The following is a 22,542-nucleotide window of genomic DNA, read 5'->3' on the forward strand; positions in this document are numbered from 1 at the left end:
AACATACACATGCTACTGACCAAGTCTGAAATAGAGGAGAGTATAAGTATCATTCCCGAGCTTCCTGGCTGCTATACCTACCGTGATGCAGAGGGGGTAGTGCTCTATATCGGGAAGGCAAAGAACCTCCGCAAGAGGATCGCTTCATACTTTCAGAAGAAGCATCCGGAGCGTAAGGTGCGTGCCCTTTTACGCTCCTTTGAGACGATAGAGTATGTGGTGGTAGCGAGCGAGCTCGATGCCCTTCTACTGGAGAATAACCTAATCAAGCAGTATCAACCGCAGTACAATGTGCTACTAAAAGATGGCGATGCCTACCCCTATATCTGCGTGAAAGCAGAGGAGTTTCCTCGGATCTTTGTCACCTTTAAGTATATAAAGGATGGAAGTCGATACTTCGGTCCTTACCCTTCAAAAGGGATGGCGTGGACCTTGGTTAATCTCTTCAAGCGTATTTATAAGCTCCGCACCTGTGCCTTGCGTCTCAGCGAGGAGGGGATAGAGATGGGGAAGTTCCGTGTCTGCCTTAAGTACCATATCAATAGATGCAACGCCCCTTGTGAGGGGTACATCACGAAGGCAGAGTACGACGAACAAGTAGCTCAGGCGATAGAGATATTGAGGGGCAATGTCTCGGGTGTGAAGAAGCTACTCAATGAAAAGATGGTTGAGGCGAGTGCCGAACTCGACTTTGAGCGAGCACTGGAGATACAAAGGGTGATAACGGATGTTTCCAACTACCAAGCTAAGAGCACCATCATCAGCAATTTGATAGGTAATGCATTGGTAGTGAGTAGTTTATCCGATATGGATGCCCATTATATCAACTATCTAGAGATACATGATGGCAGTATCATTGCCGGTCGTACCTTAGAGTTTAAGCGGCGTTTGATTGAGGATGAAGAGGAGGAGAGCGACTTTCTATCCTCGGCTCTCATCGAGTTGCTTAGTCGTACGCACTACGATATCCAGGAGCTGATACTCGAGGAGCCACCCACCTTCGGCGACTTTTCTCACTACACCATCACCCATCCCAAGCGTGGGGAGAAGCGAAAGGTGCTCGACCTTAGTCTGCAGAACGTGACCCAGTATATGCGAGACAAGCACAAGCAGGCCGAGAAGATGAATCCCGAGCAGCGGAATACTCAGATATTGCGTGAGCTAATGAATGCTGTGGGCTTGCCCAAACTGCCCTACCATGTGGAGAGCTTCGACAACTCCAATATACAAGGGAGCGACCCAGTGGCTAGTTGCATTGTATTTAAGGGTGCCAAGCCAAGTAAAAAAGATTATCGCCTCTATAAGATAAAGGGCGTTTCCGGTCCCGACGACTACGCCTCTATGCACGAGGTGGTGACTCGGCGGTACCAGAGGATAAAGGAAGAGGGTGGGGAGCTACCCGACCTCATCATTACCGATGGCGGTAAAGGGCAAATGGGTGTAGTGAAAGCGGCACTCCAAGAGGTGGGTGTAGAGATCCCAGTGATGGGTCTCGCCAAAGACGATAAGCACAATACCAATCAGGTGCTATATGGAGATCCACCTCAAGTTGTCGGCATTATGCAGCGTAGCCAAGTCTTCTATCTCTTAGAGCGAATACAGAATGAGGTGCACCGCTTTGCCATCAACTTCCACCGGAAGCTCCGTAGTCAGCGACAAACCCACTCCGAACTGGACGAGATACCAGGCATCGGACCGGTGAATAAGCAGAAGCTGATCAAGGAGTTTAAGAGTGTCAAGAACATCAAAGAGGCCTCCCTCGAGGCACTCCAAGCCTCTATTGGCAAGGTAAAAGGGGAGACCGTATATCAACATTTCAATAGCAACGACAGATGAAGGTAGTGATACAAAGAGTGACACACGCCAAAGTAGAGGTGCGAGGGTCGCTCATCAGCGAGATCGGCAAAGGAATGCTTATCCTCCACGGCGTTGAGGTAGGCGATAGTGAGGAAGACCTAGAGTATATCCTCAAGAAGACCCTCAACCTCCGCATCTTCGATGATGCCAATGGGGTGATGAATGAGAGCATATTGCAGCAAGAGGGCGAGATCCTATGCGTCTCCCAATTCACCCTACTTGCCGATACCCGAAAAGGCAATCGACCCAGCTACATCAAGGCAGAGCGACCAGAGCTATCCTCCCCAATGTATGATAAATATTGCCAACGGCTGTCCGACAATTTGGGTAAACCAGTTCAAAAAGGTATCTTTGGGGAAGATATGCAGGTGACCTTACAGAATGATGGCCCTGTTACCATTGTAATAGACAGTAGAAATAGATGAATAGCCCGACACTAAAGGAGCTACAATCCACTGTGGACGAATGGATTAAGGCGTATGGCGTTCGTTACTTCGATCCCCTCACCAATATGGCGATCCTCACCGAAGAGGTGGGGGAGGTGGCTCGGGTAATGGCACGCCTTTATGGCGAACAGAGCCAGAAGCCAGGTGAGGAGATCACACAAGAGCACCTTGCTGATGAGTTGGCCGACCTTCTTTGGGTGCTCACCTGTATTGCCAATCAGACAGGTTGCGACCTCACAGAGGCGTTTCAGAAGAATATCCAGAAGAAGAGCCAACGCGATAGAGATAGACATATTAATAACAACAAGCTATATAAATAAAGGTTATGACATTAGAAAATCAACAGCCACACAAGCATGTAGGTAAGAGCAAGTTTGAAGAGGCTTTTTCAGTTTTCGCACCTGTGCAGACAGTGGAAGAGATCCAGTCCGAGATTAAGAAGCTGATCGATACCCACTACGATGCACTCAATAATCACGATACCATCAGCTTCCTCCACAGCACCATCGATCTCACCTCCTTGGGCTCTGAGGATAATACGGATCAGATATACAACTTCGTCAAGAGTGTCAACGACCTCGACGATACCAATCCTACCATTCCTCCCGTAGCAAGTATCTGCGTTTACCCCAACTTTGCCAAGACGGTCAAGGAGACCCTAATGGTCGAAGATGTGCACGTCTGCTGTGTATCGGGAGGCTTCCCTAGCTCGCAGACCTTCCAAGAGATCAAGGTGGCAGAGACCTCTCTTGCCCTTGCCGATGGCGCCGATGAGATAGATATTGTGCTGCATATTGGCAACTTCCTCAGTGGCGACTACCAAGCCGTTACCGACGAGATAGAGGAGCTTCGAGACGTCACCAAGGGCAAGGTGCTCAAGGTGATCCTAGAGACCGGTGCTCTTAAGACCCCCGAGAGCATTCAGAGGGCAAGCATACTGGCACTATTCTCAGAGGCCGACTTCATCAAGACCTCTACCGGAAAGGGCTACCCCGGAGCATCGCTAGAGGCCGCCTATGTCATGTGCCAAGTACTCAAGCAGTACTACGATAAGTATGGCGTCCGAAAAGGCTTCAAAGTCTCTGGCGGAGTCCGTACTACCGAAGATGCCATTAAGTACCTTTGCATCGTCAAAGGCATACTAGGCGATGAGTGGATGACCAATAAGCTCTTCCGCATCGGAGCCAGTTCCCTAGAGGGCGATCTGCTCAAGCACTTGAAGTAAGCGAGCCAACCCTATGCCTCTACGAGAATGTTGCACGAAGTGCCATTCTCGCACATTTGATTCAAATGTGCTGAGACTTTGCACGAAGGATGAGATGCAAGGCGCTGAGGGAGAGGGTGCTGGGAGCGTACTCTCGTACGTGACCGAGCCCGAATCCCGAATGCAACGCCGCAGATCGCCTTCGTGCAACAGTCTCCTACAGCTTCCACCGCTCACCTTTCCCCGCCAGCTCAAGATAGAGCTGCCCTATAGTAAGAGTGTAGCTGCTAGGCAGATACTAAGACATTATCTCAAGCACCAGTCGCTTTCCGACCTTATCGGTTCGGGAGTGATTGGTGCTTTTTTTTGTGACGACCTCAAGGTGCTTTACCATGCTGTGGAGCAATTGGCTAAGCGTCAAGGCAGCTCCTCGTGCAAAGTCGATTGTGGAGAGAGTGGCACTGCCATTCGCTTCTTAATCATCGCCTCACTTTTTGAGCCAGGAGACACCCAACTTGTAGGGTCGCCACGATTGATAGAGCGAATTAAGCGAGATGACCTCCAGTTTATCACCCAACTAGGTGGCGACTACCAATGGTTGTCCGAAGAAAGCACCCTTATTATTATCCCCCCAAGGGAGGTGCCCGACACCACCCTTACCAATCGCTGGAGCAGTAGCCAGTACCTCAGTGCTATTGAGCTCTGCAACGAAGCTTATGGCACAAAGATAGCCTACCACTTTTCCCCCGATAGCCCCTCCTACTCCTACCTCCAACTGACCAAATCAGTCATTTCAAAAGGAGATGACTTCCCACTAGAGCGGGATTGGAGTGCCGCCTCCTTTTGGTATCAGTTGCTCGCCACCAACCCTCAGGTAGAGCAGATAGTCTTTCCTCGATTGAACCTTGATAGCGTCCAACCCGATAGAGCCGTTGCCGATTTGTACCGCTCCTTTGGTATAGAGACAAAAGAAAGCAACGAGGGAGTGCAGATAACTCGGGTGGGGGAGTGCATTGCCCAACGGATAGAGATGGATCTCTCCCAAAACCTCGACCTCTTTCTCCCCATCGCCCTTACCGCTGTGGCTCTGGATTGCCCCTTTGAAATCACTGGGATACACCTATTGAGGAATAAAGAGAGCGATCGCATCGCCTCACTAATCGAAAATATCCAACCCTACGGAGTGACCGGCATTGAGCTTACAGAGGATCGCATTGCGTGGAGTGGCACACGAACTCCTGGGGCAAAAGAGGTCTCTATTCACCCGCACAACGACCACCGAGTAGCAATGGCCTTCGGGATATGGGGAAGTAACCAGAGCGAGGTCCAGACAACCATCCTCACCCCCGACGTAGTTCACAAAAGCTATCCCTCCTTTTTCGATGACCTGCTCCGCTACCGCAATGACCTCTGAACACTAGGAGGTGGTGCCTTTATCGGACAGGTCGGACGAGTCGGACGAGTCAGACAAGTCAGACAAGTCAGACGGGCGAGCTAAACATGGTCATCAGGCTTTGCCCTTGACCTGTGCCTATTTAAGAGGGACCTCTGCCGAGGTCTTTTTTGTGGCACCTTTATCGGATAGGTCGGGCGGGGATTGGAGCACCCGAAGGGTGCCATTCAGCTAGCCCCCGGTCAAGGCACGTAGTGCCGAAGACCGGCGGGTTAGAGGCACCCCAATCCAACGACCCTTGTGGTCGCACTTGGATAGGCTTGTGCGACCACAAGGGTCGATTATATATGCTGTATCCTTTTCCCGCCGGTCGTTCGGGGGCTTCTGCCCCCTCCGACACGGGGGCTATCTGAGTGGCACCCTGTCGGGTGCTGATGGGGTACCACCTATTCGAGAAAAACCCCGAAGGGGTTTCATGGTGTATTAACCCAAGCTTCCCCCTGAAGGGGAGCGTAAGCGGCCTGAAGGTGAAGCTTGGGAAGCAAGGTCACCAAAACCTCACTACCCCGAAGGGGTTGCATATACACGCTGGCGTGTGGGTAACATAGTGAAGAGGAGGCAAAAGTTGAGTTGCAACTAAGCAATCGGCGAGATGCAACTAAGCAAATGGCGAGTTGCAACAAAGCAAATGCTTAGTTGCAACTAAACTTTTGGCGAGACCCAGTCGCCGTTTTTGGTCGGATCAATAGGTGGTGCCCAAGAGCCATAACGTTTCCCGCCGGTCGTTCGGGGGTGTTTGCCCCTTCCGACACGGGGGCTATCTGAATGGCACCCTGTCGGGTGCTGATATGGAAGTGCTTTATCGGACAGGTCAGACAAGTCAGACGGGCGAGCTATACATGGTCATCAGGCTTTGCCCTCGACCTGTGCCTATTTAAGAGGGACCTCTGCCGAGGTCCTTTTTTGTGGCACCTTTATCGGACGTGTCGGAGTGTCCTTTCTTTTCTTGTAACAACCTCATATTCCGTATGCGTGCGGAATGGATTCCGCAGGGCTACGGAATACGTTCCGCACGCATACGGAATATGGGGGCGGGGCGGTATGGTATTACTGAAAGTGTAGACACTTCGTGTTCTCTATTCCTGAAATAGTAGACACTCCGTGCAACAGCCTCCTTCATGGTAAGACCTCCTCTAATGCGTAACCCCTGATATCCCACCGAATTAACATTCGGATCATAAAACTCTTCATTACCCTTTCTCCTTACATTTAATCAGTTTATAGTGCCAGTTTTCAATAACAACTATCCAATAATTAAATGTTAAGTAATACACGACTTTGTATTGTATATAAATTTATTGCTATCTTTGTGCACTGGCATGCAGTTTAATGTGCTATGAGTAACGAATTATTCGTTTAAAAGAGTTTGTATCGTACATTCTCAAGAGATATTATTATGAAGAGAAGTAAACTTTTATTTTTGCTTTTGTGTTTGGCTGGAGCCTTAGCGTTCAACCCCAAGGCTTACGGGCAGAAAGTGGCACTTAAGAGCAACCTTGCCCACTGGGCATTGATGGGCTCTCCTAATGCAGGAGTAGAATTTGCCTTGAGTCCTAAGTGGACACTAGATGTTGATGGCGGTCTCAATCTATGGAAGTTCAGCGAGCCGCGCGAATTTCGTCATTGGGTAGTTCAGCCCGAGCTCCGCTATTGGTTTTGTGAATCTTTCAATCAGACCTTCATTGGGCTTCACGGCCATGTAGGTCAGGCAAATGTTGGCGGGTGGAATATCCCCATTGGTCGCCTAGATAGGTTCAAAGACCACCGTTACGAAGGCACCTTCTATGGTGCGGGCATCAGCGTCGGCCATCAGTTTGTCCTCTCACCCCTGATGAATATTGAGCTTTCAGTAGGAGGAGGATGGGCACGCATCGACTACCGGAAGTTCGACTGCGCCACCTGTGGTCGACAAATATCTGACGGTAAGTACGATTACTTTGGCGTCACTCGTGCAACTCTTTCACTTCTATTCTTCCTTAAATAAAAGACTCTGATGATGAAAAATAACTTGAACATACGTCTCGGTTTTGCACTGGCACTACTCACCCTCGCTTGCACTGCAGCAGCCCAGGGCTTGAGTGGACAGATGACCCCCACCCACTCCCTCTATACACGTGAGGGCGACAAGGTGGCAATTGCTGTGGACTTTGATCTCGGTAAGAGCAAAGTCAGGGCCAACGATTTTTTTCTCGTTACCCCACAGCTAGTAAGTAATGTTGATGCCAATAAGGTGTGCCAGCTCCCTCCATTTATGGTAGCCGGCAAAACCCGTGCAATCGTCCTTGAGCGCAACGAACGCTACGGCAACCAGCCCGATTACATGGTAACCAACCCCCACATTGTGGTGCGCAATAACGGTCTCGCACAGATCTTCAACTACTCAGCCCAGGTGCCTTTTGAGCCTTGGATGATGGATGCCCACCTCGAGCTTATCGAGTGGGCGAGTGGCTGTGCTGCTTGTGATAAAGGGATGACCACCACACAGTTGGCAGAGCGGATCCTACGTGAGCCCAACTTCCAGTTGGCGTACGTCTCCCCAAAGGTTGAGGAGCTCAAGGTACGCTCCGATAAGTACACCGCTACCATTGGCTTCCCAGTCAATAGCGATGTGATCAAGGCTCCTTTCGGCAATAATAAAGAGGTCCTCAGCGAGGTGGATGCCAAGGTGGTAGAGATCCTCAATAATAAAGACCTCAATACCTCCAAGATCGAGATTGTCGGCTTCGCCTCTCCAGAGGCCTCTGCAGCCTACAATAAGCGACTCGCTGAGAAGCGTGCCGCTGCCTTTGCTGGTTATCTCTCCTCCCGCTATGCGGTCGATGCTCGCCACTTCACCTCTCAGGGCTATGGCGAGGATTGGGATAGAGCCGAGGAGCTAATCCGTGAGAATAGCATTGGTCTAGCCGATGCTACACGCCAGCAGGTGCTAGATATCATTCAGTCCACTCCCGATGTCGATGCCCGTGATGCCAAGATCAAGGCGATCGATGGTGGGGTCACCTACAAAAGACTCCTCACCGAGGTGTGGCCAAAGATCCGCCGTACCGAGTACACTATTAGCTACTCCGTACGCCCCTTCAACGTAGAGGAGGCAAAGCAACTGATCAAGACCAATCCAAAGCTACTCTCCCTCAACGAGATGTACCTCGTAGCCAAGAGCTACGACCCTAGCTCCGAGGAGTACAAGCAGGTCTTTGATATCGCTAGCCGTCTCTACCCCAACGAGCCCGAGGCACTGATCAATTCAGCTGCTGCAGAGCTAGAGGTAGGAAGCTACGCACGTGCCCTCAAGGTGCTCCCCTCATTGCGTAACCGCCCTGAGGCACTCAACAACCTAGGTGTTGCCACCGCCCTCGCAGGTAATAGAGAGCAGGCACGCACCCTACTAGAGCAGGCTGCCTCTCTTGGCTCAGAAGAGGCGAAGCACAACCTCGCAGAACTCGGCTTTTAATAACGAATCATTTTTTGAGAAGTAATAATAAGTAATATATTAATGTTTAATCAACAAAGAAAAAGTATGAAAAAGATTTCAACACTTCTTCTTACAGGTGCTACCGTTTTCGGTCTAGCTGCTTGTAACAATGAAAAGGGATTTGCCCCTGACGAGGGTACTGTTGCTGGTAATACCAGTGCTCGTGTATCTGTAAGCATCGCTACCCCATCTAGCCTTAAGGCACAGCCACAAACTGATGAGGTTGGTCGTGACGCTGAGAGCCAGATCAAAACGATGCACCTTGTAGGCTTCGCAACTAAGGACTGGAATCCATCAGCAGTTGATGGTGATGGTTTCTGGAAAGCTGCTAATGGCAATTATACCATCGCTCCATTTGAGGTGAAGGCTGGTACAGGTGACCTTGCTATGGCACTTAATAAGGGTGACCTCTCTATCGCTATCACTCCAGAGAACCCATTCGGTGCTCAGACTTCTGCTATTGAGGATATCGCAAAGCTTTCTACTGATGGTAAGTTTGTGATGACTTCTGCTGCTGCTAAGAAGACTGTAATCGCTGGTATTACTGAGCAACAGGCTAAGGATGGATCTGATGAGACTGCCAACGTATTCAAGTTTGACCTAGAGCGTGTAGTAGCTCAAGCTTTCGTATCTAAGAAGGCTGGTCTTAAGGGTGAGGCTACTGATGGTTCTGGTGAGGTACAGCTAACTGACATGACCTACTCAGTGATGAATGGTGCTGCTCGCACTTACGTACTTGCTAGCCACGCTGGTGATAGAACTATGCAAGATGCTGGTAATTACAAAAATTATGAGTCTGCTATCCACACCAAGACTATTGCTGAGGCTCAGGCTGAAGGTCAAGACTTCTTGATTCGTATCGGTGATTTTGGTAAGCCTAATGACCAGCTTGGTGGTTACAAGGCGATTGCAGTTAATGAGAATGCTTATGCTACTGGTGGTCATGAGACAAATCCTGGTATCTACTTCCTTGAGAACTCATGTAGCACAGACTTCACTAATGTAGCTGACCGTAAGGAGGGTTACAGCCGTGTAGCTACGTCTAAGGTTTATGCTACTTTCGTACCAAAGACTGTTTATGGTGTTAAGGCTGATGCTGAGCAAACCTTTACTGCTGAGGCAGGTACCAAGATTTGGTACAAGAAGACTACTACTAAGGAAACGGTTGGTACAGAAGAAAAGACAACTATTACCTATAGCGATCGTACTATCTCTGACGCTAAGCCAACTGCTGCAGTTGAGGCTAACCAAGAGTGGGTTGAGGGTCGCGTAAGTTATGATAAGGCAGATATCGTTAAGGTAGCTTACACTGCTGGTACTACTTTCTATATTGGTGCTACTGATAATACAGCTTACATTTCTATCGAGGCTGCCCTAGCAAATGGCAATACCAAGGTCCACACTTATAAGGATGGTCGCTGCGGTTACTATGGTCTATTGAACCGTACGGTAGAGAAGGGTATTAAGTATGCCGACACTCGTCGTAACAATATCTATGCTCTATCTATTGCTAGCTTCTCTAGCCGTGGATTTAACTATGACCCTAACGATCCTAACGACCCTAACCTTCCAAAGCCAGATCCAAAGGATCCAGACGAGGACCCAACTCCAGACCACCACGATAATGACCTCGAGCCAGAGAAGGGCTTTATGCGTGTAGAGGCTAAGGTACTTCCTTGGAACCTTGTAACTCGTGACGTTCACCTATAATTAGGTATTCACAACTGCTCTAAACTGCCTAGGCAGTAGAGCAAGTTTTTCAAAACACTGTAGAATGGATGAGCTACAAGGCACCAAGGGCAAGGGTGCAGGGAGTGTACCTCCGTACATGACCCAGCCCGTGACCCGCAGGTAACGCAGTAGGTAACCATTATACGAAGTTTTAGGGTAGGGTGGGCTTGAACGCCCCCCTATCCGCGATAAATAAAGAGAGTGGAAGAGCGTGGCAGCGGTGCCATACAACAGCACTCTTAGAAGGAGTAAACTAATTAATTTAGTGAGTAAGATGAAGCTTATATCAAAGATTGGACTTTCAGCTCTGCTACTTGTGGCACTTGCTAGTTGCCAGAAGGGCATTATGAGCGACCTCTCAGAGTGTCCTCAGTACACCATATTTACATTCGATGTCCGGACACCCGATGAGATCAGTTATCCAGATGGTAAGATTGACGATATCCGAGTTTTCGCTTTCGACGAAAACGACCAATTGATCGGAGAGTGGAAGGAGGGCGGTGTAGCCTTCCTACCCGATTACGAGATGCGGACCAACCACTACCGCCCAGGCAAGACCACCACGTTCGTGGCGTGGGCGGCTAAGGATATGAGCCAGTACGACCTCTCTGCCTTCAAGGTGGGTGCCAAGAAGTCCGACCTCGTCCTATTTATGGCTAAGCAGGCCGATAAGATCAAGGCAACCGCAGGTCCTCTCTACGTCGGGACTCCTAAGGAGGGAGCACTGAATCAGATTGACCGCGATGGTAAGGGGACGGTGATAGACCGTGTGCACTTCCCACTCACTCAGATCACCAACCACTTCAATATCGAGATTAGAGGGTTGGCACCTGGTCACCAATACAAGATGACCTATACCGCCAAGAATAGCCGCTACGGATACGATGGGCAGCTACTCCCCGATACTCCATTTGAGTGGACCACCGATACCTTTGAGCAGAAGGTGAGCGAGAGTGGTAAGAGCGTTACGGTTAGTGCTACCTACGATATCCTTCGTCTGGTTCCTGGGGAGCGTGGCGATTACCTCATCACCATCACCGATGAGAGTGGTCAAGTGGTTTATGAGTTCGACCCACTGCACGACTATATCCTATATAGTGGTGTGGCGATGAGCAGTCCTAACCCATTCAAGGATCACCTCGACCTCAACCACGACTTTAATATCCGTATCCTCCTTCAGAAATACACGGAGACCTATATGGCGGTACAGGTAACCATCCAGAATTGGAACCTCGTCTTCCGCGACGCCCACCTATAATTATATAGCGATCTAAGGAGATGAAAAGAAATCGAATATATCACCTCGTTGCCCTTCTGATAGGCACCCTCTTACTCGGAGCTTGCAGCCAGCAATCCCCTAGTGAGGAGGCTATCAATAAGGGGGACTCCCAGACCTCGATGCACTTTGCTGTGCGGGTAGCGATGGATCGCTCCCTGCGTGGGGTCAATCAAGAACAGAAAGATGAGTCTGGAACTAAGAGTGAGCAAGGCATAAAGCAGGGGTTGGTGCTCTTCAAGGACTACCCTAGCATGCAGGCAACGCTTAGCGAGGAGAGCGCAGGTACAGGGATATGGAAATCGGCCCCTATGGCATTGCAATCCGAGATGTCTACTCAGGTGTCGATGACGTTGCTCCTCAATAGCAATTCACTCGGTACACTCACTGGCACCGACTTCGCTCAGGATAGAGTAATAGAGCTGAAGGATCTTTTGGGCATTGCTGGAACCACAGGGGAGGGGATGCTGATGACCGCTACTGTAAGTGACCCAGCACACAACATCGTGAGCATTGATAGCAAGGCAACTGAGCAAGAGGTATTGCAAGGGAGTAAAAACAATTTCCCTTTTGACGTGGAGCGTGTGGTGGCTAAGGTGCAAATCACCAAGTCGAGCAGTGTGACCGCTGAATTGAAGGATGTCGGTACACTGAAGTTTCCTCTTACCTACAGTATGGCGGGTTCGGCGAAGAAGAGTTACCTATTCCGCGACCATGCCGGTTCGCGGACGCTTTCGGAGAGTAGCCCCAACGTCTATAAAGATTATATCTCACTGATTGATGACCAATCGGTGCCTACCGATTGGGATCCAAAGAAGGGACACCCTTTCCTACAAAGAGTATCGGATAAGGAGGGGGAGGCATATGTTCTCAACGGCTATTACCGGAACCCTAAGGAGGTGAAAGATGGCACTGCCGAAAGGACCTCCATCGATGGCGGCTTTTACTTCCTCGAAAACTCAATGTATGGCAATAATAAGGTGGCCTCTAAGAAGGGCGAGGTTAAGTACAATCGCATCGCCTATGCAAAGGTCTACACCAAGCTCACCCCTACCCATGCTTATACGACCAATTATAAAAATGGTAACTATGAAAGGGTATTAGCTAGCCCTGAGGAATTTACTGAAAAGCAGAGCTATACCATGGAGATTTCCAAGGAGCTCTATTTAAAACTAAAAAAAGACCCAGCATACAGTAGCCGATTATCCTCTGGATTTACTTTTAAACCAGGTGGGTCTGGCTACCAGTCTTATGATCTTCAAGTGACAGATAAGCCTGGCACCTTCTACGTCGGTGGAGATGATGGGCTACTTTACCTAAGGTTACGTGATGCAGTGTTGATGGGGAATAAATCTGTCCGTAAGTACGATGAGGGCCGAATGGTCTACCTCATTCCGCTCAATAGGCAGTTGGACGGTGCCAAGGGCTTTGTCAATTACTGCGACACACGGAGAAATAATATCTACGACCTCAACATTGCTAGTATCAACAGCATCGGATTGAATCACGACCCCGTGGACCCCGACGACCCCAATATCCCTAAGCCAGAGGATAATCCTTTCGAGCCTCCTACGGACCCACAGATTCCAGTAGAGGAAAATGACTACCTCATGCGTATCACTGCCAAGATACTTAAGTGGAACTTGGTGGAGAAGCACTACGCTCTATGGAACTAATATGAAGTTAGCATGAAATGAGTTATGATGAATAATATGAAATATACCATCCGTATCCTTCTCTTGGGTCTACTGCTCTTTGGCCTGACTGGATGCCACCAGCGTGTGTTCCCGACAGATGAGGAGCTGGGTGATGGCTGTGAGCAGATGGTTCGTATTACGGCAAAGATCCTCCCTAGTGATGCTCCTCTACGTGCTATGGGTGATGTGCGGGATGATACGGAAGATGATCCAGACACTCCCTTCGACCCAGAGGTTGTTGATCCGGAGTCCCAATTACACGAAGATCGTGTTGATCACGTGATGCTCTATGTCTACGACAATGATAAGCTGATCCGAGCGGTCTTCTACCACGCTCCAAAGATTACTGCAGGTATGCCAGTAGCTTTTGATGGGCTTGAGGTGAAACATTTTGGTACAGAGGCGGACGGGATCTTTACTTTCGACCTGATGCTCTCCCCTGGGCGCTACCGCTTCGTCTTGCTCGTCAATGACCCGAAGTCCTACGAGGAGGCGAAGAACGGCAATATCCGAGATCCTCAGAAGATTTATCTCAGTCAGATGACCAAAGAGACGGGGATGCTCAATACTGAAATGTTGTATTTCAAAAACACTCGAAACTCAATTACCTTGTACAGGAGAGGTCTCCACCCTAGATTGATCCCGATGACTGGTCAGGCGATGCTTACCATCCCTAAGGGTAATGACGACGGTACGCCCAAAACCGTGACCCCATCCATCAACCTCGAGCGTGTCTTTGCGAGGGTAGAGTTAATCCTCACGACGGCGAATAAGGAGAAAACAGAGTATTTAAGCCCTGAGATCGCAAATTATAGAATAGATAATCGTGATTATTTCGATGGCACAACTTCCGGTAGGTTGACTAAGGGCAAATTCGTGGATCTTGTGGACACTGACTGGCGTGCTGGCACCCTGGAAATGCTTCCCACTCGTGGGGAGTACACTGCCACTGGTAGGAATATGCCCGAGGATAGCCGACTCTATAGCGACCGTACCTCGACGGACTATCTGCAGTACTTCCGCAATGGTGCCACGTACAGGACTCAAGTCACTACTCCATATGCTGAAAATCTTGATAGTACGAATAAAATCCCTGATGGTTTTGGCTTTGGAAAGATGTATCATCAACGCTCCCAAACACGATGGTCTAAGTTCACTGTCAACTTGTATTACCTTTATATCCCGCCGATGTGCATCGACGGACTAAAGAAGGAGGATATGCCTTACATCCTGATTGGTATTAATACCACTGGCAAGGATATCCCAGAGGATGCTCCAGCAGCTGCCGAACAGATGACCTACTTCCGTCTCCCCATCACCACACTCGTCTCTGCAGCGGGGGGTGGTATAGAGGAGAAGTTTGAGGTACGGCGCAATACCACCTACAGCATCTACGCTGCCTTCCGTGGTGGTCGCCTCATCCTCAACGACGGCATCAAGGTGCTCCCTTGGAAGGTGGAAAACGAAACCATTGAGGTGGATATCGATGATGCAAAGACACCTCCTGTAATTCCCATAAAGAAATAAGCATTATGAAGAATAGAATACTGAAAGTAGCCACCATTATAGGGCTATCAATGATATTTGCTTCTTGCGAGAAAGGTGCCAATAGAGCGGAGGTGATGCCCGATCCTCCTGAGGTGGACCCATGGGAAGGGTATGAGAAGACGGCCGATGGCACGCGTATTATCCTACCAGAGCCCATCACGCTTGATATCTCTGTAGCCCCAACGCGTGTGGTCAATAATACACTGAGAGCAGATATCGGTGACTTTGATGGCATCTATAGTGAAGATGAGCGGGCTCGAGCTACGGTGAATACCCCAGAGCCTGCAGATAGCCCAACGGCTCCTCGTAATCCTTATAGCTATGGCACTGCGGAGTTTTGGCAGTGGTACTATTCTGACGAGTATAGAGCCTATCAACGTGAGTTTGATCGCTGGCAAAGTTGGAATACCAATGGTGGTGAGGATTGGATCCGTGACCTCCATATCCCTGAGCTTCGAGAGGGGGATTATAAGGTGGATGGCTTGGTTCCTTATAGTGATTTTGGTCGATTCTCTACAGGTGTGGATGTCACCCCATACTCCAAGGTAACCATCGCTTTCTATAAACTCCCCACCTCAGGTGTCCTCTCTTTTATGGTCAATAGCAAGGCGTACCATACCTACTACAATCGTGACGAAAATTTGGCTCCACTCACACTGGAAAACCCTTTCTTGATCAGCGAAAATCCAGACTTTAGCTATGAGCAGGACGTGGTATCAAAGCGTAAGTGGCTTGACTCGAAAAATATATTCCCGGGTAGTGACCTTGGTGGTAATAGTCAATTATTTGAGTCTTCTTATCTGCCAATGTTTAGTCGTCTAGTGGATGTGAAGCCCAATGATAAGCGGGGGATTGACGGTCGTGAGAGTGGCTCTACTGAACCAGTGCATGAGATCAGGAGCATCTACCTAGAGCGGGCTGTCGCTAAAGTGACTGTACGATGGGAGTATGAGTATTACCCAGCAGGAAGCACTAAAGAAGTAAACCCTGTCAAGGACCACTTCTTTGATGATATCTATCCTGGGCAGTATGCCAATATCACCAGTGTGGTTCCTAATAACTGGGCAGCACTCAAGAGTCATTATGAGAAAGTGGGTAAGCCTGCAGCGAATATGCCGTTCTATCGAAGCTACCCCAACATTGCGTACATTGATGATGAATCTGTAGGTACGGCATTGATGAGGGGGGGGACAGAGCACTTCTACATGCCAGAGAACTTCCCTACCAATGCCTCAGAGCAGGCGACCATGCTGGTCTATATCACTAAGTTCGACCCTGCCACTAATGCGATCGTTGGGAAGCGACGCTATAAGTACTATGAGATACCATTTGGAACCAAGCGTGCCGATGGACTGCGAGAGATCAGACGTAACCATAGTTACGAGATCCTCCTCCGCTTCACGTACCCAGGTAAAGGTGGTGGCTCTCTACCCGAAGGACCAGATCCAGTTGTAAATATCGCTTTGTGATCGCGGCTCCAGGCTCGCACATTTATGTACTCTCCCAAAGTGGCAATCCCGTTTTGGGAGAGTTACTTTTTAGGTACCTTTCTCGGACAAGTCGGACAGGTCGGACGCTCGAATGGAGCACCCTGTCGGGTGCTGATGGGGTGTCGATAAGGAATCACCGGTACTTGATTGTCAAGAAAAACCCCGAAGGGGTTTCATGGTGTATTAACCCAAGCTTCCCCCTGAAGGCGAGTGTAAGCGAGCCTGAAGGTGAAGCTTGGGTAGCAAGGTCACCACAACCTCGCTACCCCGAAGGGGTTGCACTTTGATACACATATATATTATATAGGCTATTGTGGATATGCAACCCCTTCGGGGTAGCTAGTTGTGCTCCTTGCCTCTACCCAACCTTCTTCTCGGCAGGCAGGCTTCGCCTACCTACCGAGGGGGAAGGCTGGGTTATTAGACCATGTAAGCCCTTCGGGCTACTAGCACCCCTTCCGACACGGGTCTTATGGGAGAAGGACCTCTGCGGAGGTTCTTTTTGGGTGATGGTTAATGGTGAATCGGGGGAATATTTGTCTATTGGCTGGGAAATAGGTAGTTTTGTTTATTGAGACTGTTGCACGAAGGCGATCTGCTGCGTTGCTTTCGGAGTTCGGCCTAGGTCACGTACGTTAGTACGCTCCCTTCGGCCTCATCCTCAGCGCCTTGCATCTCATCCTTCGTGCAAAGTCTCAGCACATTTGATCAAATGTGCGAGAATGGCACTTCGTGCAACATTCTCTTATTGATATATTGGATAAATATGGGGACTAAACAAATAGAGTGGGGCGAGGGAAAGAGCATAGAGTATCAGCTCAGTGAGGTGCCGGAGGTGGCAAACTTTCTACTGAAGGAGCTGGGCGAACAGCCTGTGTGGCTATTTGATGCACCGATGGGGGCAGGTAAGACGACGCTTATTAAGGAACTGGCTAAAGAGCTTGGCGTGGAGGAGGTGACGAGTAGCCCTACCTTCGCCATTGTCAATGAGTATCACACCGAAAGTGGCGATCCTATCTACCACTTTGATGCCTATCGCCTCGAGACACACGATGATTTGCAAAACATTGGTGCTACCGACTACCTCTACAGTGGCTACTACTGCTTTGTGGAGTGGCCAGCACTCTTCACGCCTTTTCTGCCAGATGAAGACGAAGTAGTGCGTGTAAGAATTGAGATGGAGGGTGACCACCGACGTCTCTCTCTGCTTAGTGCTGAGGAGCCATTCATCTACGACCCACGGTAATGACGAAAGCGGGACTGGTCTATATAGCCCTCGGGCTAATGTTTGTTCTCCCTGGGCTTATGGCCTTATGGGTCGGGCTGAGGGGTAGCCGTTGGTTTTTCAATAGTCGCTCCTACGGCTTCCTCCCCAAGAAGATAGGTTTGGGTGGTGCCAGGATAGCGATGGTATTAGTTGGGCTGTTGCTACTCGCGGCGGCAGTGTTGGTAGTTGTGGACCCAATGGGAATCATGAAAGGAGCTTAAGAATGAAAAAAAGAGAGATTTCTCTATCAGAATATGGAGTGGAGGAGTATTACCCTCCCCGAGTGCGGTGGCATGTGAGTAAAACGCTCGAGGGGCTCTACGGCATGGTACTGAAAGATATGCGGTCGCTACCGTTGGCGGAGAGTGGAGAGATCCAGCAGCTAGAGGAGACTTACAAGTACCTTACTTACTACTATAAGGAAGGTACGGACGACCCAAAGCGCAGTGAGATTCTGAGAGGGATCGGTACCTCTCTGATGCAATTGCTCCGTGCCAATGCGGCTCATATCGAGGAGGAGGAGCGACCAAATGACACTCGTTGCGAGACCGTACAGAGGCTCAAGATTTACCAGCTCAATGCTGAGAAAATAGTTCATCTAATTGATGAGCTATCCGAGGAGGTATCCAAGAGAGAGCAGAGCTTCTTTGATAAGGTGGACCAACTCTTCAACTACCTCTGGGCTACACCACGGCTCCCCAAGTCGGTGAGTGAGCGTCTGCAATATTCCCTTGAGGTGACACAGTTGCCACCACTTATAGCTCAGAGCGTTGTCTCTGCCCTTTTTGTGGGGAGCATGGAGTATTTTGATGAGCAAAAGATCTCCCTACTCCTCGCCTTTGGCAAGGGGCATCACGATCCTATTGTGCGAGGCGCCGCCATGGCAGCACTCCTTGTATTGGGTCGCCGTCATCAGGCAGAGTTGAGTACCCTTCACCTCGATTTGGTTGCGGAGGTAGAGACCTTCCTTTTGTCTCGTGAAGAGCTGTTGCTAGAGTTACTTAAGGTGGTGCAGATATCGTACAAGACGACCGAAAACCACAAGACCTATGAGGAGAAGATTGTGCCTGAGCTAAAGAATATCAGTGATAAGTTTCGGCAGTCTATGGGTGGTACCGGCTCACTCAGTAGTCAAATAGCAGAGCTACAGAAGAAAGCGATTGATAAGGAGCACTTCGAGGAGATGGAGGAGCTGATGGCTAAGGTGCCAGATCAATTGAAGATGCTACAAGATGCGGAGCAGGATACCGCCTACCACTTAGTCACAGGGCTCAAAGGCTTTGCCTTTTTCAGTAAGATGAGCCACTGGTTCCTGAGGTTTGATGAGCAGTATCCCGACCTCGACCAGGCGAATGTGGAGGTCTTTACTCGCATCCTGCCATTTATGTCGCAAGGGCGTAGAATGATTAGCGCTGACATGTATTCGTATGCCTTGGTGCCAGCATGGAGAGAGGTGGTTCGTGGTATGGAGGCCGATATTTTAGAGCAGTCGATGCCCGATGCTACTCCTTTGCCAGCACCTACCGAGGTAGATGGTGCGAGGGAACTCCTCTTTAGTGCCTACCGCTTTTACCAGCTTTCGAGTCATCGACATACGTTGGTGAGCCCATTTGCTCGTTCTCCCTATCTGCTTGATGGGGCCTTCCTCTCCAGGCGAGGACTACTTAGCGAGGAGGGGTTGCTCAAGCTCGCAACTATGATGGTGGGCTTTGGGCAATACGATGCCGCAGGCCGCACTTATGAGCGGGTGGTGGCGGACTATCTGACCAATACCGCTGAGGTGTGGCGAGGGATGTCGGTGGCAAGTATAATGCGTAACGACCACGAGGGGGCACTGCAGCAGCTGCAAAAGGCGGTGGAACTGGAGGGACCAACAGCTATAACGGCGAGTAAGATAGCCGAACTGCTGATTAAGCTTGGTCGTAGGGGCGAGGCGATCAAGTGGCTGGAGACGAGTGAGGAGCAGGTGGAGAGCTATCGGCTTCCTCTACTACGTGCTGAGCTGCTTTATCAGGCAGGTCGGAATGAGGAGGCGATGAAGGCGGCCTACAAAGCGCACTATCTCTCCGATGGTAAAAATGCCAAGAGCCTATCAATGATTGTGGAGTTGCTACTCCTCTCTGGTAAAGCTCAGGAGGCAAAGGAGCTACTCAAGCGGACGACGAATGGTGGCGAGGGGGCACTGCTTTTCTGGAGAGCACTCTCTACTTTAGCCGAGGGCCAACGCAAGGAGGGGATAGAGCAATTGAGCCGATGGGCAAAGGGTGGGTCGCCCGACCTTACTTTGCTGGCAAAGCTACAACTTCTCTCGGCCTATGGCTACAGCACAAGCGATCAATCGCTCATCAAGGACATCATATATAGTAAGGAGTAATGAGGATAGAGAGAGGAGCCCTGGGGATATGCCTATTTATAGCCCTGCTATTTTGTGGCTGCGGAAGGGGACATAAGAGTGAGTCGGTAAAGCCGATCAAGATTGTGGCAAGTCACCAAGATAGTGAGTCAGGTCCTTGGTACCTGCTGGTCTACGGTGCCCAGAGCATCACTATGGATACCTTGGAAGTGAGCCCGAAGGGTAAGATTAGCTATCAAGAGGTCTTTGACCTAGATACGATTGACCTTTTCCTCTTGAGGAATGGAGAGGGGCGACTGCAACTCCCCCTATTTCCCGACCGTGATGCTGAGGCTTATTCTGCTAAGATTAGTGATAAAGAGTTGTCGCTGGAGGGTCTACTCTATGAGTCTTTGCTGAAGGAGTGGTACGCAGAGAGGGAGAAAAGCGAGGAGCAACTCTTGGACTTCCTGAGTGCCCACAGTAAGGAATCGCCTACGCTCCTCCTGGTGGAGGATGGTATGGAGCAATACCAAAGTGGAAAGAATCATCAGACTTGGTGGAGTCTCTTTGCTCAATTGGCTAGAGACCAGTATGATCTTGCTGGGCTTTTGGGTTGGAGAATGGCTGGTGATAATAGTTGGAATAGAGGTCCAGTAGTTCCTTATTCTTTTGTGGTCAGTGGAATGAAGGATCGGGTCAACTTCAAGGATTTTGTGGGGAAAAATCGATTCGTCGCCCTTAATATTATGGAGCTATCACCACTGGACTCTGTCCTTTTTGCCAAGCAAAAGCGGTACTTTCATCTACTCGATAGCCTAGGTGTGCCTAGCTATAGCGTGCTGCTCAATGACTCTCTCCCCAAGAGCTTGAAGACGAAAAGCAAGGGGACGAAGCAATACTTCCTCATTGATAGCATCGGGCAGTCGCAGACTTTTCTGAAGGAGCAGTCCATCGATGAGCTACCAACCTTTATGGTGGTGGATAGCCTACAAAATATAGAGCGTAGCTGGAGTAACCCTGATAGTCTGATCAACTATATTAAACAACAAAAGAAGTAAATGATGGATGATAGCGTGCTGTGGGAGGAGACCTCGGTGGAGCGTGCACTGGTCAAGGTGTATGGCGCAGCAGTCAGTGGTATTGAGGCGTGTAAGGTGACGATTGAAGCACAAATCAGTAGTGGCACTAAGTTTATGTTGGTGGGATTGCCCGATGCAGCGGTGAAGGAGAGCCACCAACGTATCCAAGCGGCCATCGCCGAGAGTGGATATACCTATCAGGAGCATCGCTACATCATCAATATGGCACCGGCCGACCTCAAGAAGGAGGGGGCTGCCTACGACCTTCCCCTAGCTATTGCGATCCTCTCGCTGAGTGAGAAGCTCCCTACAGAGCGACTTGCCGATACGATGATTATGGGTGAGTTGGCACTGGATGGTGCCCTTCGGCCGATTCATGGAGTGCTACCGATGACCATTATGGCGAAGCGGCAAGGGTTTAAGAATATCATTGTGCCACGAGCCAACGCCAAGGAGGCCTCTGTGATAGAGGGGATTCGGGTATTTGGTGCGGAGCGACTTGCTGAGGTGGTAGACTATCTCTCGCAGGGAAGCTCGGTATTGAAGGAGTACTTATACGATGAGGAGGAGATCTTTCATCACCCACTTCTGCACTATGCCGACTTTGCGGAGGTGAAGGGGCAGGAGATGGTGAAGCGAGCGATTGAGGTGGCTGCTAGTGGTCAGCACAATATCATTATGGTAGGCCCTCCAGGGAGTGGTAAGTCGATGATGGCTAAGCGGGTGCCAAGCATCCTACCGCCTTTTACCAAGGAGGAGGCGCAGGAGACCACCATGATTCACTCGGTGGCGGGGACGTTGCCAACGCACATCGCACTGATGCAGGAGCGACCATTCAGAGCACCCCACCACAGTACATCTAATGTGGCTCTGGTAGGCGGGGGCTCTTATCCCAAGCCAGGTGAGATCTCTCTTGCCCACAATGGGGTGCTTTTCCTCGATGAGCTACCTGAGTTTGCACGTAATGTATTGGAGGTGCTACGTCAGCCACTAGAGGACCGACAGATCACCGTATCAAGGGCTCGGCAGACGGTCACTTTCCCCGCCTCCTTTATGCTGGTGGCCTCAATGAACCCTTGTCCTTGCGGTCACTACAACAACCCTTTCAAGGAGTGCACTTGCACGGAGGCTCAAGTGAAGGGTTATCTCGGTCGGATCTCTGGCCCGCTGCTCGATCGAATCGATATTCAGGTGGAGATACTGCCTGTGCCCTTTGAGATGCTATCGAGTAAGCAGCGTGGCGAGCCGAGTGAGGCGATCCGTGAGCGGGTGATGAAGGCGAGAGCGATACAGAAGGAGCGGTTCAAAGGAATGCCAGGGATCTATACCAATGCGCAGATGACTCCAGCGATGATGCAGGAGTTTGTCCATGTAGATGCCAATGGGTTGATGCAACTGAAGCAGGCGATGGAGCGCTTTAAGCTCTCCGCTAGAGCGTATGACCGTATTCTAAAGGTTTCCCGTACCATTGCCGACCTCGATGCCTCGCAAGATATCACGATCCAGCATATCGGAGAGGCGATCAACTACCGCAAGCTTGACCGTGGCTCGTGGGGCACTCGCACGCTATAAATGAGTGTAACTACCCTATTGCCATAGGGTTACTGCCTTAGCTGTCTGCTTTAATTAACATTTGTGCCTTAAATATTTAACGTTCTTTTTGTTAATGCAAAGAGAATAATGCGTA

The 22,542-nt window shown here is 49.9% G+C and carries 17 protein-coding genes; all 17 read left to right on the forward strand.

What is annotated here, in order from left to right; genetic code table 11:
* Positions 1-9 precede the first annotated feature (9 nt).
* Positions 10-1,836 carry an excinuclease ABC subunit UvrC gene (gene uvrC, locus A3GK_RS0101570; RefSeq protein ID WP_018027776.1) on the forward strand — a complete coding sequence of 609 codons (1,827 nt, stop codon included), beginning with the start codon at positions 10-12 and terminating at the stop codon, positions 1,834-1,836.
* Complete coding sequence (gene dtd, locus A3GK_RS0101575; RefSeq protein ID WP_018027777.1) at positions 1,833-2,282, forward strand: D-aminoacyl-tRNA deacylase; 450 nt, start codon at positions 1,833-1,835, stop codon at positions 2,280-2,282. Before uvrC ends, dtd begins: the two co-directional genes overlap by 4 nt.
* A complete protein-coding gene (locus A3GK_RS0101580) occupies positions 2,279-2,623 on the forward strand; it encodes a nucleotide pyrophosphohydrolase (protein ID WP_018027778.1) in 345 nt (114 codons plus the stop codon). The genes dtd and A3GK_RS0101580 overlap by 4 nt, the downstream gene beginning before the upstream one ends.
* Positions 2,624-2,628: 5 nt before the next feature.
* Positions 2,629-3,528, forward strand: a complete 900-nt coding sequence (gene deoC, locus A3GK_RS0101585) for a deoxyribose-phosphate aldolase (protein ID WP_018027779.1) — start codon at positions 2,629-2,631, stop codon at positions 3,526-3,528.
* Positions 3,529-3,595: 67 nt separating this feature from the next.
* The gene (locus A3GK_RS0101590; protein WP_018027780.1) at positions 3,596-4,921 is read left to right on the forward strand and encodes a 3-phosphoshikimate 1-carboxyvinyltransferase; all 1,326 of its coding nucleotides are present in this window, start codon (positions 3,596-3,598) and stop codon (positions 4,919-4,921) included.
* A 1,435-nt stretch (positions 4,922-6,356) separates the two neighbouring features.
* A complete protein-coding gene (locus A3GK_RS0101595; protein WP_018027781.1) occupies positions 6,357-6,944 on the forward strand; it encodes a DUF3575 domain-containing protein in 588 nt (195 codons plus the stop codon).
* Between the two features lie 9 nt (positions 6,945-6,953).
* Positions 6,954-8,411 carry an OmpA family protein gene (locus A3GK_RS0101600; protein ID WP_018027782.1) on the forward strand — a complete coding sequence of 486 codons (1,458 nt, stop codon included), beginning with the start codon at positions 6,954-6,956 and terminating at the stop codon, positions 8,409-8,411.
* A gap of 66 nt (positions 8,412-8,477) precedes the next feature.
* Entirely contained in the window at positions 8,478-10,142 is a 1,665-nt protein-coding gene (locus A3GK_RS0101605; RefSeq protein ID WP_162138127.1) for an Mfa1 family fimbria major subunit, read from the forward strand.
* Positions 10,143-10,437: 295 nt separating this feature from the next.
* Positions 10,438-11,421, forward strand: coding sequence for a FimB/Mfa2 family fimbrial subunit (locus tag A3GK_RS0101615; RefSeq protein WP_018027784.1), 984 nt, complete (start codon positions 10,438-10,440; stop codon positions 11,419-11,421).
* Positions 11,422-11,441: 20 nt separating this feature from the next.
* Positions 11,442-13,115: an Mfa1 family fimbria major subunit gene (locus A3GK_RS0101620; RefSeq protein WP_018027785.1), complete on the forward strand. Its 1,674-nt coding sequence runs from the start codon at positions 11,442-11,444 to the stop codon at positions 13,113-13,115.
* Between the two features lie 24 nt (positions 13,116-13,139).
* Entirely contained in the window at positions 13,140-14,663 is a 1,524-nt protein-coding gene (locus tag A3GK_RS0101625) for a hypothetical protein (RefSeq protein ID WP_018027786.1), read from the forward strand.
* Positions 14,664-14,668: 5 nt separating this feature from the next.
* Entirely contained in the window at positions 14,669-16,153 is a 1,485-nt protein-coding gene (locus tag A3GK_RS0101630) for a hypothetical protein (RefSeq protein ID WP_018027787.1), read from the forward strand.
* A gap of 787 nt (positions 16,154-16,940) precedes the next feature.
* On the forward strand, positions 16,941-17,420 hold the full coding sequence (gene tsaE, locus A3GK_RS0101635) for a tRNA (adenosine(37)-N6)-threonylcarbamoyltransferase complex ATPase subunit type 1 TsaE (protein ID WP_018027788.1): 480 nt from the start codon (positions 16,941-16,943) through the stop codon (positions 17,418-17,420).
* Entirely contained in the window at positions 17,420-17,662 is a 243-nt protein-coding gene (locus A3GK_RS0101640) for a hypothetical protein (protein ID WP_018027789.1), read from the forward strand. The genes tsaE and A3GK_RS0101640 overlap by 1 nt, the downstream gene beginning before the upstream one ends.
* A 2-nt stretch (positions 17,663-17,664) precedes the next feature.
* On the forward strand, positions 17,665-19,815 hold the full coding sequence (locus tag A3GK_RS0101645; RefSeq protein WP_018027790.1) for a tetratricopeptide repeat protein: 2,151 nt from the start codon (positions 17,665-17,667) through the stop codon (positions 19,813-19,815).
* Positions 19,815-20,834, forward strand: coding sequence for a hypothetical protein (locus A3GK_RS0101650; protein WP_018027791.1), 1,020 nt, complete (start codon positions 19,815-19,817; stop codon positions 20,832-20,834). The genes A3GK_RS0101645 and A3GK_RS0101650 overlap by 1 nt, the downstream gene beginning before the upstream one ends.
* Positions 20,835-22,427: a YifB family Mg chelatase-like AAA ATPase gene (locus A3GK_RS0101655; RefSeq protein WP_018027792.1), complete on the forward strand. Its 1,593-nt coding sequence runs from the start codon at positions 20,835-20,837 to the stop codon at positions 22,425-22,427.
* Positions 22,428-22,542 lie beyond the last annotated feature (115 nt).

This window comes from Porphyromonas somerae DSM 23386 (assembly GCF_000372405.1).
GTDB lineage: Bacteria > Bacteroidota > Bacteroidia > Bacteroidales > Porphyromonadaceae > Porphyromonas_A > Porphyromonas_A somerae.

Coding starts and splice junctions, on each gene's coding strand:
- uvrC (WP_018027776.1), top strand. CDS start 10: ATGCTACTGACCAAGTCTGAAATAGAGGAGAGTATAAGTATCATTCCC.
- dtd (WP_018027777.1), top strand. CDS start 1,833: ATGAAGGTAGTGATACAAAGAGTGACACACGCCAAAGTAGAGGTGCGA.
- A3GK_RS0101580 (WP_018027778.1), top strand. CDS start 2,279: ATGAATAGCCCGACACTAAAGGAGCTACAATCCACTGTGGACGAATGG.
- deoC (WP_018027779.1), top strand. CDS start 2,629: ATGACATTAGAAAATCAACAGCCACACAAGCATGTAGGTAAGAGCAAG.
- A3GK_RS0101595 (WP_018027781.1), top strand. CDS start 6,357: ATGAAGAGAAGTAAACTTTTATTTTTGCTTTTGTGTTTGGCTGGAGCC.
- A3GK_RS0101600 (WP_018027782.1), top strand. CDS start 6,954: ATGATGAAAAATAACTTGAACATACGTCTCGGTTTTGCACTGGCACTA.
- A3GK_RS0101605 (WP_162138127.1), top strand. CDS start 8,478: ATGAAAAAGATTTCAACACTTCTTCTTACAGGTGCTACCGTTTTCGGT.
- A3GK_RS0101615 (WP_018027784.1), top strand. CDS start 10,438: ATGAAGCTTATATCAAAGATTGGACTTTCAGCTCTGCTACTTGTGGCA.
- A3GK_RS0101620 (WP_018027785.1), top strand. CDS start 11,442: ATGAAAAGAAATCGAATATATCACCTCGTTGCCCTTCTGATAGGCACC.
- A3GK_RS0101625 (WP_018027786.1), top strand. CDS start 13,140: ATGATGAATAATATGAAATATACCATCCGTATCCTTCTCTTGGGTCTA.
- A3GK_RS0101630 (WP_018027787.1), top strand. CDS start 14,669: ATGAAGAATAGAATACTGAAAGTAGCCACCATTATAGGGCTATCAATG.
- tsaE (WP_018027788.1), top strand. CDS start 16,941: ATGGGGACTAAACAAATAGAGTGGGGCGAGGGAAAGAGCATAGAGTAT.
- A3GK_RS0101640 (WP_018027789.1), top strand. CDS start 17,420: ATGACGAAAGCGGGACTGGTCTATATAGCCCTCGGGCTAATGTTTGTT.
- A3GK_RS0101645 (WP_018027790.1), top strand. CDS start 17,665: ATGAAAAAAAGAGAGATTTCTCTATCAGAATATGGAGTGGAGGAGTAT.
- A3GK_RS0101650 (WP_018027791.1), top strand. CDS start 19,815: ATGAGGATAGAGAGAGGAGCCCTGGGGATATGCCTATTTATAGCCCTG.
- A3GK_RS0101655 (WP_018027792.1), top strand. CDS start 20,835: ATGATGGATGATAGCGTGCTGTGGGAGGAGACCTCGGTGGAGCGTGCA.